Annotated in this window: 11 protein-coding genes; 2 read left to right on the top strand and 9 right to left on the bottom strand. The window is 65.8% G+C overall.

Annotated elements, in window-relative coordinates; genetic code table 11:
• Window positions 1-168 precede the first annotated feature (168 nt).
• Entirely contained in the window at window positions 169-2,283 is a 2,115-nt protein-coding gene (locus ACK2VC_RS04840; protein WP_486732466.1) for a serine hydrolase domain-containing protein, read from the top strand.
• Between the two features lie 33 nt (window positions 2,284-2,316).
• Here ACK2VC_RS04840 and ACK2VC_RS04845 read toward each other — a convergent pair whose 3' ends face one another.
• The 3 genes from ACK2VC_RS04845 to ACK2VC_RS04855 form a co-directional block, all read right to left on the bottom strand.
• Window positions 2,317-2,583 (bottom strand): hypothetical protein, encoded by a 267-nt coding sequence (locus ACK2VC_RS04845; protein ID WP_486732467.1) that lies wholly within the window; start codon window positions 2,581-2,583, stop codon window positions 2,317-2,319.
• Between the two features lie 85 nt (window positions 2,584-2,668).
• Window positions 2,669-3,241 (bottom strand): disulfide bond formation protein B, encoded by a 573-nt coding sequence (locus tag ACK2VC_RS04850; protein ID WP_486732468.1) that lies wholly within the window; start codon window positions 3,239-3,241, stop codon window positions 2,669-2,671.
• A gap of 9 nt (window positions 3,242-3,250) precedes the next feature.
• Window positions 3,251-3,409, bottom strand: coding sequence for a DUF5993 family protein (locus tag ACK2VC_RS04855; protein ID WP_486732469.1), 159 nt, complete (start codon window positions 3,407-3,409; stop codon window positions 3,251-3,253).
• 182 nt (window positions 3,410-3,591) lie between these two features.
• Between ACK2VC_RS04855 and ACK2VC_RS04860 the strand changes: the two genes are divergently transcribed.
• Window positions 3,592-4,479: a DMT family transporter gene (locus ACK2VC_RS04860; RefSeq protein ID WP_486732470.1), complete on the top strand. Its 888-nt coding sequence runs from the start codon at window positions 3,592-3,594 to the stop codon at window positions 4,477-4,479.
• Here ACK2VC_RS04860 and ACK2VC_RS04865 read toward each other — a convergent pair.
• The 6 genes from ACK2VC_RS04865 to fumC all read right to left on the bottom strand — a co-directional run bounded on the left by ACK2VC_RS04865 (window position 4,476) and on the right by fumC (window position 15,482).
• Window positions 4,476-8,393: a translocation/assembly module TamB domain-containing protein gene (locus tag ACK2VC_RS04865; protein WP_486732471.1), complete on the bottom strand. Its 3,918-nt coding sequence runs from the start codon at window positions 8,391-8,393 to the stop codon at window positions 4,476-4,478. The two genes, ACK2VC_RS04860 and ACK2VC_RS04865, sit on opposite strands and share 4 nt — an antisense overlap.
• A gap of 37 nt (window positions 8,394-8,430) precedes the next feature.
• Complete coding sequence (locus tag ACK2VC_RS04870; RefSeq protein ID WP_486732472.1) at window positions 8,431-10,242, bottom strand: autotransporter assembly complex protein TamA; 1,812 nt, start codon at window positions 10,240-10,242, stop codon at window positions 8,431-8,433.
• A 219-nt stretch (window positions 10,243-10,461) separates the two neighbouring features.
• Window positions 10,462-10,866 (bottom strand): DUF1850 domain-containing protein, encoded by a 405-nt coding sequence (locus ACK2VC_RS04875; RefSeq protein WP_486732473.1) that lies wholly within the window; start codon window positions 10,864-10,866, stop codon window positions 10,462-10,464.
• Window positions 10,863-12,920 carry a TRAP transporter permease gene (locus tag ACK2VC_RS04880; protein WP_486732474.1) on the bottom strand — a complete coding sequence of 686 codons (2,058 nt, stop codon included), beginning with the start codon at window positions 12,918-12,920 and terminating at the stop codon, window positions 10,863-10,865. The genes ACK2VC_RS04875 and ACK2VC_RS04880 overlap by 4 nt, the downstream gene beginning before the upstream one ends.
• An 81-nt stretch (window positions 12,921-13,001) precedes the next feature.
• Complete coding sequence (locus ACK2VC_RS04885) at window positions 13,002-13,961, bottom strand: TAXI family TRAP transporter solute-binding subunit (RefSeq protein WP_486732475.1); 960 nt, start codon at window positions 13,959-13,961, stop codon at window positions 13,002-13,004.
• Window positions 13,962-14,081: 120 nt separating this feature from the next.
• Window positions 14,082-15,482, bottom strand: a complete 1,401-nt coding sequence (gene fumC / locus ACK2VC_RS04890; protein ID WP_486732476.1) for a class II fumarate hydratase — start codon at window positions 15,480-15,482, stop codon at window positions 14,082-14,084.
• Window positions 15,483-15,724 lie beyond the last annotated feature (242 nt).

Here is a 15,724-nt window from a genome sequence, read left to right on the forward strand (position 1 = left end):
AAACTGCCACGAGCCCGGATTGTGGGACCACTCATCGATTACCCAACTCCGTAGAATATCTTCCTGACAACATCGACATACTTCTCTTAAACTTGTCTCGCGTTGCATTTTGATTTGAAACCGTCAGGCGCGACATCGATCTCGCCGCGCCACCCATAGGATATCGGCATGGACGACAAGGAAGAAGCGAAGCGAGATTTATCGCAGTATGACTCAAGCCCGGCGGACCAATCGCGCCGAGACCTGCTGCGCCTGTTCGGTGCATCCGGCGTCAGCCTGCTGGCGCCCGGTTTTCTCGCCGCCTGCGGCGGCAGCGCCTCCATTTTTTACGATACCACCATCACCGACGCCCGTGCGGCAATCAGGCAGGCACTGGCCGAGTCGGATACGCCTTCGGCTTCGGTGGCGCTGATCGATGGCGAGCGGGTCATTTGGGCCGAGGCTTTCGGCATCATCGACAAGGCATCTCGGGCGGCGGCGACGACCGAGACCTTGTTTTGCGTCGGTTCCTGTTCCAAGGTGATCGCCGCCATCGCCACCATGATCCTGGTGGACCGCAAGCTGGTCGCGCTGGATGCGCCGCTGGTTAAGTATGTGCCGGACTTCCGGATGGCATCGCCGCAATACACTCAGGTCACCCCGCGCATGCTACTGAGCCATGCTTCCGGCTTCCCGGGGTCCGATGGCCGCAATATATTCACTTTCAAACCGTTCCCGGAATACGCGGCGCAGGTGAAGCAAACGCTGGCGAGCCAGCCCCTGAAGCATGCCCCGGGCGAGATGGCCGTGTACTGCAACGATGGCTTCACCATGATCGAGCTGCTGGTGGCGGCCGTCAGCGGCATGCCTTACACGCAATTCGTCCAGACCGAGATTCTGGCTCCGTTGGGAATGACGCGCAGCCGCTATTCGCTGGCGCCATTCGCAGCCGGTTCCTACGCCACGGCATACATCGGCGAGGTACCGCAAGCGCAGGAATCGGTGAACGGCTATGCCACCGGCGGCCTGTATTCGACGCCATCGGACATGGGCCGGCTGGCAATGATGTTCATCAACGGTGGACAACTCGGTGGGAAGCGGATTCTGTCGCCGGCGGCGGTGGCCGAGATGGGGCGCGCGCAGAACCAGAACCTGACATTGGATCCGGTGCCGTACGGTCAATGGGGCTTGGGCTGGGACAGTGTGGCGCAAGCCGGCCTGGCCGCCGCAGGCGTATCGACCTGGCAAAAGAATGGCGGTACGGCGTTTTATGGCAGCGATTTTTTCGTCGCGCCGGTCGAGCGGCTGGCGGTCATGATCAGCGGCACCTCGACCCGCTATGGCGCCGGCAAGCTGGCCGAGCGGATCCTGCTGCATGCCCTGGTCGAGCGCCGCAGCATTGACGCCATGCCGCTGCCGTTGCCGGAAGTGCCGCTACCGGCCAAGGCGGCAACTGCTGCCGAGCTGGCCGCGATCGAAGGCTACTATGCCCAGAATACCGGGCCGCTGCGGGTGCAGGCGCAGTCCGGCGACACCCTGGCCTTGTCCCGCTACGCCGAGGGCGCGTGGCAGGAGGTTGCCGGCGGTCTGCGCCTGCGCAGCGATGGTACTTTTTCCAGCGATGCCCAGCCCAATATGTCTTACTGGACTGTCGACGCAGAAGGGCGGCGCTACCTGGCGCTGCGCCAGTTGGGAGGCAATGGCCACTACCGGATAGCCCTTCCCTATGCGGAACGCGTGAATCCCAAAGCCGCGCTGCCGGCGGCCTGGAGCGCGCGCGTGGGCAGGAACTGGCTCTCCGTCAACGAGGATGCGCAGTCGGTTCCGCTGATGCTGAGCGGGCCGCGCGTCAGCCTGGAGGCGTTTCCCGAACTGCCCGGCTTCATCCTGTGCGCCGACCAGTTCGTGGATGCCACGCAGGACGACATGCGGGCCAGGATGTTCCTCAAAATCCCGCTCAATTATGGCCGCGATCTGAACGATGTCGTGATCGAAATGCGCAATGGCGAGGAATGGCTGCGAGTCGGCTCCGTCCTGTATCGGCCGCAAGCCACGGTGCCGACGCTGACGGCGGGCGCCACCACAGTCGTCATCGATGACGAGGGCAACGCGGAATGGCGCAAATTGCCCACTGGCGGCACCATGGCGCGGATCGCGGGCGGCAGCGCCTGGAAACTCTACGATGCGAACCTTGCGCTGCTGGACGGCGCGGATGGCGGCGGACAAGTGCCGCTTGGCGCGCAGGCGGCGTATTTGATGCTGTATGGCACGGCGCATGCCGGGGTCGGCGTGACGCTGTCGTAGCCGGCGACCGATCCGCCGGTGTGGCTGTCCTCTTCAGCTTTTCGCAGGAGGCTGGCCGCCCTTGCCGAGCGCGGGAATCAGCGCCAGTGTATTGTCCCGGCCGCGATAATGGCGATACACCTCCGCGGCGTGCAGGCCGATCAGCGGCAGCAGATGCGGGCCGAAGAACGGAATGGGCTTGCCTCCCGCGCTCGGGATCAGCCAGGCAGCAAGCGCCGGCCGGATGCGGAGCCGTGACCCGGAAAGCAGGCGCGCCGCCAGCCGCAACCAGGTCGGCGGCAGGATCGACAGGCCGAGCATGAAGTGTCAGCTCTCGAACAGCTCGCGCGACGCCCTGCCCTTCGGAAACATGCCTTTCAATTCGACTCAGGCATAGGTCGCTGCCTTATCTTCCCAGCAACTGGTAATAGGTCGGATCATCGTCGCACTGGCCGGTTCCGCATTCCAGTACCGTGGACAGCAGATTGGCGGCGATCAATAGCGTAAACAGTATTGCCACCACCTTGCCGGCCGGGTTCATGCCGGCGGCCACCGTCCCCACTCCTTCCGGCTGGCGCAGCATCAGCAGAGCCGCGATATAGGCCGTCGCCGCGATCGCCGACAGCAGCGCCAGCGTATAAAAATGCATGCCGAACAGCGCCGAGCCATAGGTGCCGGTGCCGGGCGCGATATGCAGCAACACCTGGCGCGAGGCAATCGCGCCGGTCAACAGGCAGCCGAACAGCGCCACACCGTAATGCAGGCTGCGCTCGCCAAAACGCACGTTCAACATGAAGCCGAGGCCGATGGCGATCATGCCTACGCGCTGCAGCAGGCACAGCGGGCAGGGCAATTCATGCAGCACGATCTGGTAGTAAAACGCGATCAGGAGCGAGAGGCTGATGCCGGACAAACCGAGCAGATTCAGTGTGGCGCCGCGGTCGATGGCTGCTTGGCGGGAGTCGAGTTGGCTCATCATGGTCCCCTGTCAGAACACCAGATTAAGCGGATCGGTGGCGTGATGCTGGAACCAGACCAGCGTGATCAACACCAGCAAGCCCCAGGCTGCCAGCGCGACTTGGCGCCGGCCGTACAGGACACCGAGCGCCGCCAGCAGCGCAAGCAAAAACGGTACGAACATGAACATGCAAACTCCTCCCCGATTATCGTTATGGCTGCTCCATCTGCCTCAGGCCGCTTTCTGTGCGCCACGGCATGGTACGGTATATTTTTGCATTTCGGCAATCGGCCGGATGCGTGCGCACGTTTGATATACCATTTGTCCTCCCCCTCCACCGGCTCTTCCCCGTCCACTCCGAAAGGCTTGCAGTGCGCCTGAAATATACCGGCTTTGCCTTGCTGGCGGTCCTGATCTGGTCCGGCAACACCGTGGTCAGCAAGATGGCCGCCGGCGCCATCGAACCGGCGGTGATTTCCTTTGACCGCTGGCTGTTGGCGGCGCTGGTGCTGACGCCCTTCCTGCTGCGCCCGGTGTGGCGCAACCGGGCCGCGATCCGGCCCTACGCGGGGCAGTTGCTGGTGTTGTCGCTGCTGGGCATGGTGCTGTACCAGAGCCTGGCCTACTTCGCCGCCGAAAGCACGACGGCCACCAACATGGGCATCATCGCCTCGCTGATGCCGCTGTTGACCCTGCTGCTGTCGGCGCTGCTGCTGGGCGAGGCGCCGACCCTGGGCACCATTGCCGGCGGCCTGCTGTCGCTGCTCGGCTTGACGCTATTGATCGGCCACGGTGATCCGCTGCGGCTGCTGGCGCATGGCATCGGCCGCGGCGATGGCCTGATGCTTATAGCGACGCTGGCCTATGCCGGCTATGGCGTGCTGCTGCGCAAATGGCCGATGCCGCTGTCGACCTGGCACATGCTGTACGTGCAAGTCTGCTTCGGTGTACTGCTGCTGTTTCCCGGTTACTGGCTGGCCCCGGCTTCGCCGCTCACGGCCGCCAACCTGCCGCTGGTGCTGTATGCCGGCATCCCGGCCTCGGTCGTTTCCGCCTTCCTGTGGATGGAAGGGGTCGCCGGCCTGGGCGCCGCGCGCGCCACGATGTACATGAACCTGATGCCGGTTTTCACCGCTCTGATCGCGATCCTGCTGCTGGCAGAGACGCTGCACGGCTATCACCTGCTGGGCGGCGGCATCGCGCTGGCCGGGGTGCTGCTGGCGCAACTGACGCAGCGGCCACTGCTGGTCAGCCGCTAGTCGAAGCGCCTGTTGAACAGTACGTCCATGCCGGAAATCGCGCCGGCACGCGCCACCAGCGACCAGCGCCGCGAAAACTGCCAGGTCAGCTTGACGATGCTGGCGGCGCCGGTCAGGCTCTGCTCGTAGCCGACGAAAAAGCGCTCCGAAATCGCCTTGCCCAGGTTCACCACCTGCTGGTCGGCCAGCCCCGATTCGCTGGCACCGATCGAAAACTCATCCAGCCCGATGCCCTGCGCAATGCGCTTGCCGCCGGCGTTGCCCAACAGAGCCAATGCCGCGCCGGCCGCCTGCCGCTGGCCCAGGCCGCTGCTGTCGGAGCCGTGGCCGAACATCAGCCACGACAGTTTTTCCTCGTCGCCGACGTTCGGCTCGGACACCAGCCGCACGCGCGGCTGCTGCGCCAGGCCGGTGACTTCGACTCCGGCTTCGACTTCCTGGTTGCGCCGCATCGCCACGATATTGATGTTCGGATTGTCGATCGGTCCCTGGAAATTCAAGAGGCCGCGCTCGATTGCCAGCTTGCGCCCGAAGGCTTCGTAGCTCCCCTCCGTGACGCGCACGGTACCGGTGGCGCGCAAGGGCAGATAGGGCTCGCCGTGCAGCGCCATGTTGCCGCGCAAGAGAAGCTCGGCGCCGCTGCCGCGAAAGCGGAAATCGCGCCCGAGATCGACCTCGATATCGGTCACCGGCGCCCAGCGGCCAACCGGCTTTTGCGCGCCGGCGCCGATCGGCTGCGCCGCCGCCAGCCTGCCATCGCCCTCTTTTTGGCGCCGTACCACGATCACGTCATCACCCAGTTCGGGCGCGCTTTTTTTCGGCAGGTCGAACAGCGCCTGGTCCACCGTCAGCTTGCCGTTGATGCGCAACTGCTGGGCGATGTGGGCGATTTTCGCCTGGCCCGACAAGGTCAGGCGCCGATCGGGGCTGGCGAACAGTTGCAGGCGGTCGGCAACGATGGTCGCCGCCAGCGCCGGGTCCGCCTCGCCCACCTGCACGCGGCCGCTGGCGCGCAGCGTGCCGGCACCGCCGTGAAACTCGATCTGGCGCAAGTCGATCGCATTCCGATCCAGGCCGATGCGCACCACGCCATCGCGCAACTGGATGCCGAGATCGAACATGGTCAGCGCCAACTGGTCGCCGGTGATCATGCCCGACCATTGCGGCTGCGCCGCGGTGCCGCCCAGCTCCAGATCCAGCGCCAGGCTGCCCTCCAGCGCCAGCTCCGGCCCGGCCAGCGCCGCCACCGTTTTCAACTGCGGCACGCGCGCCTTGACTTGTCCGGTCAGCGGCGCATCCGTCGCCGGCAACAGTTGCCCGTCCCGCAGAGGCAGGCCGACGTTGGCTTGCGCGTTCAGGCTGCCGATGCGGGCCGCCGCCGCCTGCAGATCGAGCCGCATGGCGCCGGCCTGCACCTCGGCCCGCAACTGCAGCGCCGACAGCCCGAGCGTGCCGGCGCCGCGGCCGCTCTCGAGGCCGATGTCGCCGCTGCGGCGCGCCAGGCTGACAAAGCCGGCGGCCTTGTGGCCCAGCGTGAAATTCCAGCTTGCATCGAATACCAGGTCGGTCTTCAGCGGTGCTTTCTGGCCCTTGAATTGCTGCTGAAGCTGCAGCAGGTTGGCCACCGCCAGCCCGGCGAGTGTGCCTTCGGAATGCAGCACGCCCTGTTCCCAGAGAAAATTTTTCAAGTCGAGCGTGGCCTCGGCCAGGGCGAGGCGCGTGGCGCCAAGCTGCAGCCGGTCGGCGGCGACGCTGAGCGTCAGCGGCGCCTGCAGCGCGAAACGCGGCTGCCCGCGGTTTTCCAGCCGCTCAAGGGTGCCGTCCCAGCGATAGCCGTCCTTGCCGTGCGCCAGGCCGCCGCGCGCCGCCAGCGCCAGTTGCAGCGGCTGGCCACGCAACTTGCCGCCAACCTCGGCGCTCAAACTGTGCTGGCGGTCGGTGCCGGACAATTGCAGATGCAACTGCTCCAGCGCCGCCTGCGGCCCGCGATAGCCGTGCGCATCGAGCTTCAGCGCCAGCCGCGACGGCGGCTGGCCGGCGCCGCCCGGCACGCCGTCCAGTTCGGCCGAACCGGCCAGGCCCGCCAGCCGCTGCGCACCCAGCGCCAGGTTTTCGGCACGGTAGTTGGCGCGCAACTGCGGCTGCCGCAGCGTGCCGGCCAGTTCGCCGTCGAGTTGCAGCAGACCATCCATCCCGTAGCCGAGCCGGCCCAGTTGCGGCGCATCCAGCTTCACCTTTAGGCGATCGCCGGCGGCGCCGAAACTACCGTTCAACGCCAGCCGGTTGCCGGCCACGTCGAGCTGCATCGCACTGGGCAACAAGCGCGTTCCCGCCAGATTGAGCGTGCCGCCGCCGCTCAGCGGCAGGTGGTCGTAGCTGCTGTCGCGCAGGTCGAACTTGAATTTCAATTGCAGCGGCGTCAGCGCACCACCGGCATCGAAATCCAGGTTGATGCGCGCCGACGGCGCGCGCTTGTCGGTGGTAATCCATTGCGCCGGATCGAAGTCACTCAGCTTGCCAGCGACCGCATATGCCCTTTGTGCGTCGCGCGCCAGCGTGCCGGAGACTTGCAGGTGCGCGGCGCCCGCCTGCAGCCGCGCCTGCTGCAGAACAATCCGCTCCGGCTCAAGCCTGGCCTCCAGTTGCAACCGATATTGCGCGTCCGCCAGCGCCAGCGTGAGCTGCTGGGCTTCAGGCTGCAGCCGGACGGCCAGCGGCCCGTGCAACTGGGTCGGCTTCAGCCCGGTATGCAGCGCCTGCAGATCGAGCGCGCGTGCTTGCAGTTGAAATTCGCCACGGCTGCCGTCACTGGCCTGCCGCAGTTCCCCGGCGCCGCTGAGCGCCGCATTGCGCAGCAATTTGATCTCGATCTGCGCCAGTTGCTGGGTATGCTCGTTCAGGCGCGCCTGCAGGCTGGCGGAGACCAGCGGCAAACGATCCCGGTCGAGCGGCCCCGGAATCGCATTGCGCAGCGTGATCGGGCCGCTGACGGTCAACGCGCCGTCGGCGCCGGCGGCCTGCTGCGCCAGATCGGCATGCAGCGCGAGGTCGGCTTGCGGCGCGCCGGGGGCAAACAGTTTGGGGTTGATGTGGGCGGCGCTGACTTGCGCCCGCCGCAACGGCTGCGGCGTGAACGGCGCCAGCTCGATCTGCGCCTGGCCGTTCAGCTTGTCGCCGCTGGCATTCAGTTCCAGCGCCAGCGCGGCCAGCGTGCCGGACCAGTGAGCGGCCAGCCGATACGCTTCAGCCTGATGGCTGCCAGCCAGTTCGGCGCCACCGCGCACGGCGAACGGCGCCCGACCATCGAGTTGCAGTCGCGCCGAGGCCAGGCCGTACGGCGTGTCGGCGTTGTCCAGCGTCAACTGGTGTTGCCGACGGTCGGAACCGGCATGCAGCCGCAGGTTGTCGATCTCGAGCGGCAGACTGCCGCCATGCAGCATCAGATGGTTCACCGACAGTTCGCGCAGATCGAGTGCCAGCGGCAACTGCAAATCTTGCGGTATCGGCGGCACGCCAGGTGCGGCAGGCGGCAGCTGCAACTCCAGCCGGCCCAGGCGCAGGTGATCGATGCGCAGCGAGAACGGCGCGACGCCCAAGCGCCAGCCGCCATCGAAACGATCCAGGCTGGCCTGCAGCGCACCGTCCGCGTAGCGCAGGTCGCGCAACTGCGCACCATGCGCCAGCGTGCCCCCGGCCCAGGTGCCGGCCAGGCGCCCGGACGAGGCTTGCGCGCCGAGTTGCCACAGCAGACGGCTGCCGCGCTCGGAATGAGCGGCCAGCAGCAGTGCGCCGACCAGCAGCAATGGCAACAGCAACAGCCCGGCACCCAGCCAGGTCAGCAGCAGCCAGGCGCGGCTCGCCTTGGGAGCGGGATCTGGCGGAGAGGTCGAATCGGGAGTGGCGGCAGGTGACATGCAATTCGCAATCATGAACGGCAGCGACGGGAACGTTTCAGAACGCGATCCCGAGCGAGATATGTGGTCGGAAGCGGCCGCCGCGCGCGCCGTAGGCAAGGTCGAGATTGACCGGCCCGAACGGGCTGCGCCAGCGGGCGCCGACGCCCAGGCCTTGGTAGATCAGCTTGTCGCCCCAATTGTCGGCGGCGCTGCCGACGTCGTAAAACACCGCGCCGCCCCATTCGCGGTTCAGCCAGTGCTGGTATTCGGCGCTGGCGGTGAGCAGGAAGCGGGTCGGAAATACGGTTCCGTTCTGGACGTTGCCGATGCTTTCGTAATTGTAGCCGCGCACCGAGTCGGTGCCGCCGGCGCGAAACAGCAGCGACGCGGGGACATGCGTGCTGCCGCCGCTGGTCAGCACCGCGCCCAGTTCCGAGCGCAGGATCACCAGGTCGCGCTGGCCGACCGGCAGGTACTGGCGCGCGCGGCCGTACAGGCGCACGAAGCTCTGGTCGCTGACCAGCCCCTGCAGCGCGGCCCCGACCTGCAGCGCCACCACATTCCCGCGGCGCGGAAAGATCGGATCGTCGACCGCGCGCCGCGCCCACGAGACGCCCGGCACCAGCGCTTGATGCTTGCCCGGCTGCGCCACGGTGCCGGCCGGCAGCGGCACGCCGCTCAATTGCTGCAATTCGTCCCGGTAGTATTCCAGCGTATAGGCCAGATCGTATTTTTCACGGCTGCGGGCGCGCTTGAGGCCGGCACGCAGGCTGCGCAAATCGATCCCTTGCAGCGTGGTGCGCTCGAACGAGGTATTGGCGCTATTCACGAAGCTGGAGCGGTCCGGCGGCAGCGCCAGGTCCAGCGCGCCGTACTGCCGCCGCTGCTCGAGGCGCAACTGGCTGTCGAATACCAGCGCCCGCTCGAACACGTTCAGGTGCGTGTAGCGCCCCTCGAGCTTGGCCCCGGTATCGGTGGCGTAGCCGGTGCCGGCACGAATCCGCTGCGTCTGGAACTCGCTGACGCGCACCTTGACCGGCGCCAGCTCGGCATGCTGGGGATCGTTGTCGATGTCGACAATCACATTCGAAAAATACGGCGTGCCCTGAATCTGGCGTTGCAGTTCCAGCAGGCGCTCGACGCTGTAAGGCTCGCCGGGCTTGAGTGGATTGACGTTCTGGATGATGCTGGCCGGATAGCGGCGGGTGCCGGTGATTTCCAGCGCGCCGAGCGTGAAGGCCGGGCCGCTGTCGTATTGCACCGCCAGTTGCGCCTGATGCAGGTCGGCCTCGATGCGCGCCTCGGAATAGGCGATGCCGGCGCCGGCATAGCGGCTGTTTTGCAGGCGCTGCAAGCCTTCCTGCTTGGCACGCTCCCAATCGCCCTGGCGAAACGGCTGGCCGGCGGGCAAGGCCCAATTGGCGCGGATCTCAGCCGCCCGCTGCGGCGCTTCTTGCGCCACCGCGCCCAGCACCTCGAGATTCACCTCGCTTACCCTGGTGCGCTGATTCGGCTCGACCCGGATGCGCACCACGCGCCGCTCACCCTCGCCTTCCAGCGTGACCTGGGTCACAGGGGAAAAGTACCCTTCGGTGGATGTCAGTTGCTGCACCTGGGCCGGCGCGGTATCGATCAGGAATTGCAGTTGTTCGTCGCTGAGGTCGGCGCGCTGCTGATAGCGCGCCAGATCCAGAAACTCGGTCAGCAGGGCGCGCAACGGCGGCGGCGCCTCCACTTCCACCCGGTAGGCGGCCGCCGCTGATGGTGCCAGCAACGCCAGCAACACACCGGTCAGGCCGGATTTCCAGCGCTCGGATAGCCGCCCCGGCAACTGCCGCCCAACCCCTCTACCACCGGCGACGCTCATCGCAGTCCACCACGGCGATCGCCGGCACTCGCCCGCCGGCACTCGCTTTGCTTTGAATCCAATCTTATACCCTATACTGTATTTTTCCGGCCGCCCGATTTTCAAGCGGAAGCACGATTTTTTTGCACATACTCCGTCCATGGGGGGGGCGGACGTATGGAGCCAAGTGGTGGCAAGGCCTCCATCATACCCGGCGGCGGGGTAAGCACGGTGTGCGAATCAAGGCAGGTCGCAGGCGTACACTTCCACCAGCGGCGCCGCAGCCGGCGAACCGACCAGCGCCGCCAGCGGCTGGCAGCGCCCATCCCAGCACAGGCTGTAATCGGCGACGTAGTCGGAGCGCGCCAGACGCAGCCGTTCCAGCGGCGCCAGCGGCGGCCGGTAACGCCAGGCGCCATCGGTAAAGATGGCATCGGGCGGCGGCTCCATGCCGGCGCCCGAGCCGCGAATGCGCGCTTCGCTCAATTGCAGACGGGCGCCCTGCGCCGTCTGCAGCACGCGGTAATCTTCTTCCCAGCGGATTTTTTCAATCGAATGGGTCCAGGCCAGCGTGAAAGCCTGCAGCGGCAGGCTGACCGTGGCTCCCGCCACCAGCCCCGCCGCCGCCAGACAGACTCCGATCATGCCACGGCCAGGCGCCGCTTTTGCCAGACGTGCCAGCCGATGAACAACGCCGCCATCGCGAAACCGATCTGGTCAGAAAGCGTACCGGCAGTCACCAGCATCAGCGCCGCCACTCCGGTAAACACCCGCTCAGGCGCCTTCAGCGGCGCCAGCAGGTAGCCGACCGCCGTGGCGCCCCATAATCCGACCGCCAGCACCGCCTTGCCGACGATATACAGCACCGCCGCCACCGTCCACTCGCCTTGCAGCATCAGCGCCGGCGTATACACCGCCATGTACGGGATCACGAAACCGGCAATCGCGATCTGGGTCGCCTTGACGCCGATCTTCATCGGCGAGGCCTTGGCGATCGAGGCCGCGGCAAACGCCGCCAGTGCCACCGGCGGCGTCAGGTCGGCCATGATACCGAAATAAAACACGAACATGTGCGAGACGATCAGCGGCACCCCGAGGTGCAGCAAGGCCGGCGCGGCAATCGAGCTGGTGATGATGTAGTTCGGAATGGTCGGAATCCCCATGCCCAGGATCAGGCAGACGATCATGGTCAGGAACAGCGACAGGAACACGCTTTTTTCGCCCACCGCCAGGATGAAGCCGGCAAAACTGGAGGCGGCTCCGGTCAGCGTCAGGACGCCGATGATGACGCCGACCACCGCGCACGCCATGCCGACCGGCAGCGCCTGCTTGGCGCCGTCGATCAGGCCGACGCGAATGGTGCGCAGGGTGTCACGCCCGCCCTTGACGCGGAAGCACAGCAGCACCAGCGCGCCGATGATCGCCAGCACCGAATAGATGCCCCATTTGATGAAGGTGGCGGCGGCCAGCCCCAGCGCCAGCCAGAACACGTAGCGAAACGCGACGGCCGACAGCCGCGCCGCCACCGCCGCGCCCAGGATCAGGATCGCGGTCAGCGCCAGCCCGGTCAGGCCGGCGAACATCGGCGTAAAACCGTGAAACAGCATGCCGACCAGCGCCGCCAGCGGGAGCACCAGATACCAGCTTTCCTTGATCGCCTTCCAGGGGCTCGGGCACTGCTCCTTCGGCAGGCCCACCAAACCTGCGCGTCCCGCTTCCAGATGCACCATCCAGAACGCGGTCAGGTAATACAGCAGGGCCGGGATCACGGCCGCCTTGACGATTTCGACGTACGGCACGTTCAGCGTTTCGGCCATGATGAAGGCCACCGCCCCCATCACCGGCGGCATAATCTGACCGCCCATCGAGGCGGTCGCCTCGACCGCGCCGGCAAACACCGAGGAATAGCCGAAACGCTTCATCAGCGGAATCGTGAACTGGCCAACGGTCAGCACATTGGCCACGCCGGAGCCGGAAATGGTGCCCATGAAGCCGGAGGAAATCACCGCCACCTTGGCCGGGCCTCCCTTGGCACGGCCCACCAGGCCGAGCGCGATCGAATTGAACAGCTTGATCATGCCGGCGTGCTCCAGAAAGGCGCCGAACAGGATGAACAGGAAAATATAGGTGGCCGACACCATGATCGGAATCCCGAGGATGCCTTCGGTGCCGAGAAACAACTGGCTGACGATCTGGTCGAAGCCATAGCCGCGATGCCCCAGCGGCGCCGGCAGGTACTGGCCGAACAGGCCATACAGCAGGAAGGTGCCGCATACGATCGGCAAGGCCCAGCCGAGAATGCGGCGCGTGGCTTCGAACACCAGGACGACCATGATCGCGCCGACCACCAGGTCGGCGGTATTCGGGTCACCGGAGCGGACGATCAGCTCGCTCTCGAATATCCAGTGGTAAAACGACAGGCCGAAGCCGGCTGCCGCCAGCAGCCAGTCGTACCAGGCGACGGCAGTCAGCTTGCCGCTCTTGAAGGCCGGATACAGCAGAAAGGTCAGCAACAGCAGAAAGCCGACATGCAGCGAGCGGATCACCAGCGACGACAGCGGGTGAAAGCCGGCCACGATCAACTGGTAAGCGGAAAAGGCCAGAGCCGCAGCCAGCGTAATGCTGAGCGCCACGCCGGAGAGCGAGCGCTGCGTGCCATGCTCCTGGAAATCGTCGGCGGGGGTGTGCAGGGAAGACATGTACGGAAAACTCCTCAGCGCGGATAACGGATGACAGGAGGGGGCGCCAGCGCCCTCTCCCTGCAACGTCTTGCGGCCTGCTTACTTGACCAGGCCGATTTCGCGATAGTATTTTTCCGCGCCCGGATGCAGCGGCAGCGGCATCCCGGTCAGCGCCTTCTCCTTGCTGATCGCCTTGGCGGCCGCGTGTGCCGCCACCAGATGGTCGAGGTTGCCAAACATGCTCTTGGTCATTTTGTAGACGGTGTCGGCCGCCACCCCTTCGTGCGTAACCAGGAAATTTTGCACGAACGCGGTCGCCACATCGGCGCCCTGCCCTTCATAGGTATTGGCTGGCACCACGCCCGCCTGATAGGCCGGATCGCCAACCTTGCCGATGACATCGGCCGGAATCGGCACGATCACGATCTTGACCGAAGTCGCGAGGTCACGCAGCGATGACACGCCCAGCCCGGCCGACTGCAGGGTGGCGTCGAGCTGGCGGTTTTTCATCAGTTCCACCGATTCGCCGAACGGCAGGTACTCCACCTTGGCGAAATCCTTGTAGGTCATGCCGGCCGCCTTGAAGATCGCGCGCGCGTTCAGTTCGGTACCGGATTTCGGCGCGCCGACCGAGATGCGCTTGCCTTTCAGGTCGGCCAGCGTCTTCACCCCGGAATCGGCCGAGGCCACGATCTGGATGTAGTTCGGATAAATGCCGGCGACGCCGCGCAATTTATTCAGCGGCGCCTTGAAGCCGGCCTCGGCATCGCCCTTCCAGGCATCGGACAAGGAATCCCCCAGCGTGAATGCGATCTCTCCGCGCCCGGCCTGCAGCAGGTTCAGGTTTTCGGCGGAAGCCTTGGTCGCCTGCACCGAAGCCTTCACGTCCGGCATCGCCTTCGCATAGATCTGCGACAGCGCCACGCCCATCGGGTAGTACACGCCGCTGGTGCCGCCGGTCAGCACGTTGATGAACTGCTGCTGCGCCTGGGCCGGCGCCGCCGCCAGCATTGCAACGCCGGCGAGTGCCAGCAACCCACGCAATAGTCTGAATTTCATTGTCTGTCTCCTGTAATTATTGATCAATGAGGCGCAAAGCCTTCCGTATTCTATTAGCAGAAGCCTTGCCAGGGAATGAAAACCGGCGGTTAAGCGGAATAACGGCCTGCGGGCGCGGCTTCAGGATGGCTCGTCGGGCCTGGTCATTGCCAACGGCTGCACCCACTGCACGAACTCTTCTTCGGAGACATAGCCAAGCGCCAGCGCCGCCTGCTTCAGCGTGCTGCCATCGTGATGCGCGCGCTTGGCGATCTGCGCCGCGCGGTCGTAGCCTATGTGCGGCGCCAAGGCGGTGACCAGCATCAACGAGCGCTCCATCAACTCCTGGATGCGCTCGCGGTCGGCTTCGATGCCGCGCGCGCAATGTTCGTCGAAGCTGGTCATGCCGTCGGCCAGCAGGCGCACGCTCTGCAGGAAATTATGCGCGATCAGCGGCTTGAACACGTTCAGCTCGAAATTGCCGGAAGCGCCGCCGAACGTGAGCGCAACATCGTTGCCGAACACCTGGCAGCACAGCATGGTCAGCGCCTCGCACTGGGTCGGATTGACCTTGCCCGGCATGATCGAGCTGCCCGGCTCGTTTTCCGGAATGCGCAGTTCGCCCAGCCCGGAGCGCGGGCCGGACGCCAGCCAGCGGATGTCGTTGGCGATTTTCATCAGCGCCGCCGCCAGCGTTTTCAGCGCGCCATGCGCGGCCACCAGCGCGTCATGCGCGGCCAGCGCCGCGAACTTGTTGGGCGCGCTGACAAACGGCAAGCCGAAGCGGGTTGCCAGTTGCGCCGCCACCCGCGCACCGAATTCAGGGTGGGTATTGAGCCCGGTGCCGACCGCGGTGCCGCCCACGGCCAGCGCGTACAGCGCCGGCAGCGCGTTGCCGATGACTGCCTCGGCCTGTTCCAGTTGCGCCACATAGCCGGAGAATTCCTGGCCCAGGGTGAGCGGCGTCGCATCCTGCAGGTGGGTGCGGCCGATCTTGACGATGTCCTGAAAGTCGTCCGCCTTTTGCGCCAGCGTCGCCCGCAGGCGGCGCAGGGCCGGTAGCAACGTATGCGAGATCTGCAGCGTCGCCGCCACATGCATCGCGCTCGGGAAAATGTCGTTGGAGGACTGGCCGCGGTTGACATCGTCGTTCGGATGGACCAGGCGCTGCTCGCCCCTGGCGCCACCGAGCAGTTCGGAGGCGCGGTTGGCCAGCACCTCGTTCATGTTCATGTTGGTTTGCGTGCCGGAGCCGGTCTGCCACACGGCCAGTGGGAATTCCGCGGGATGGGCGCCGGCAGCCACCTCGTCGGCCGCCTGCATGATGGCCGCCGCCAACTGCCCATCCAGCAATCCTAGCTCGCGGTTGACGGCGGCGCCGGCATGCTTGAGCGCCGCCAGTGCCGCGATCAGTTCCGGCGCCATGCGCTCGGAGGAGATTCTGAAATGCTGCAGCGAACGCTGCGTCTGTGCGCCCCACAGGCGATCGGCGGGCACTTCGATCGGACCAAAGGAATCGCGTTCAATTCGGGTATTCGACATGTCCGGCTCCATCCGCAAACAGGAAACGCAAGCGCGGCTACGGTCGCGTCCGCTGGAGGCGGACAGGAAAAACGCACTCGTCCCGCTTCATTATCGCGGAAACCGCGGGCAGCCGGCGTTTCCGCACCGACGCTGCGCCGTCGCCGCCGGCAGCCCGATCCGGGAATACGCGATCACGGGAAACCATGGAGTATGTTACAAAAACACAGATATCAAGAACGGAAATATGATTCGTCGAGTGG

This window comes from Herbaspirillum sp. WTB6 (assembly GCF_057457785.1).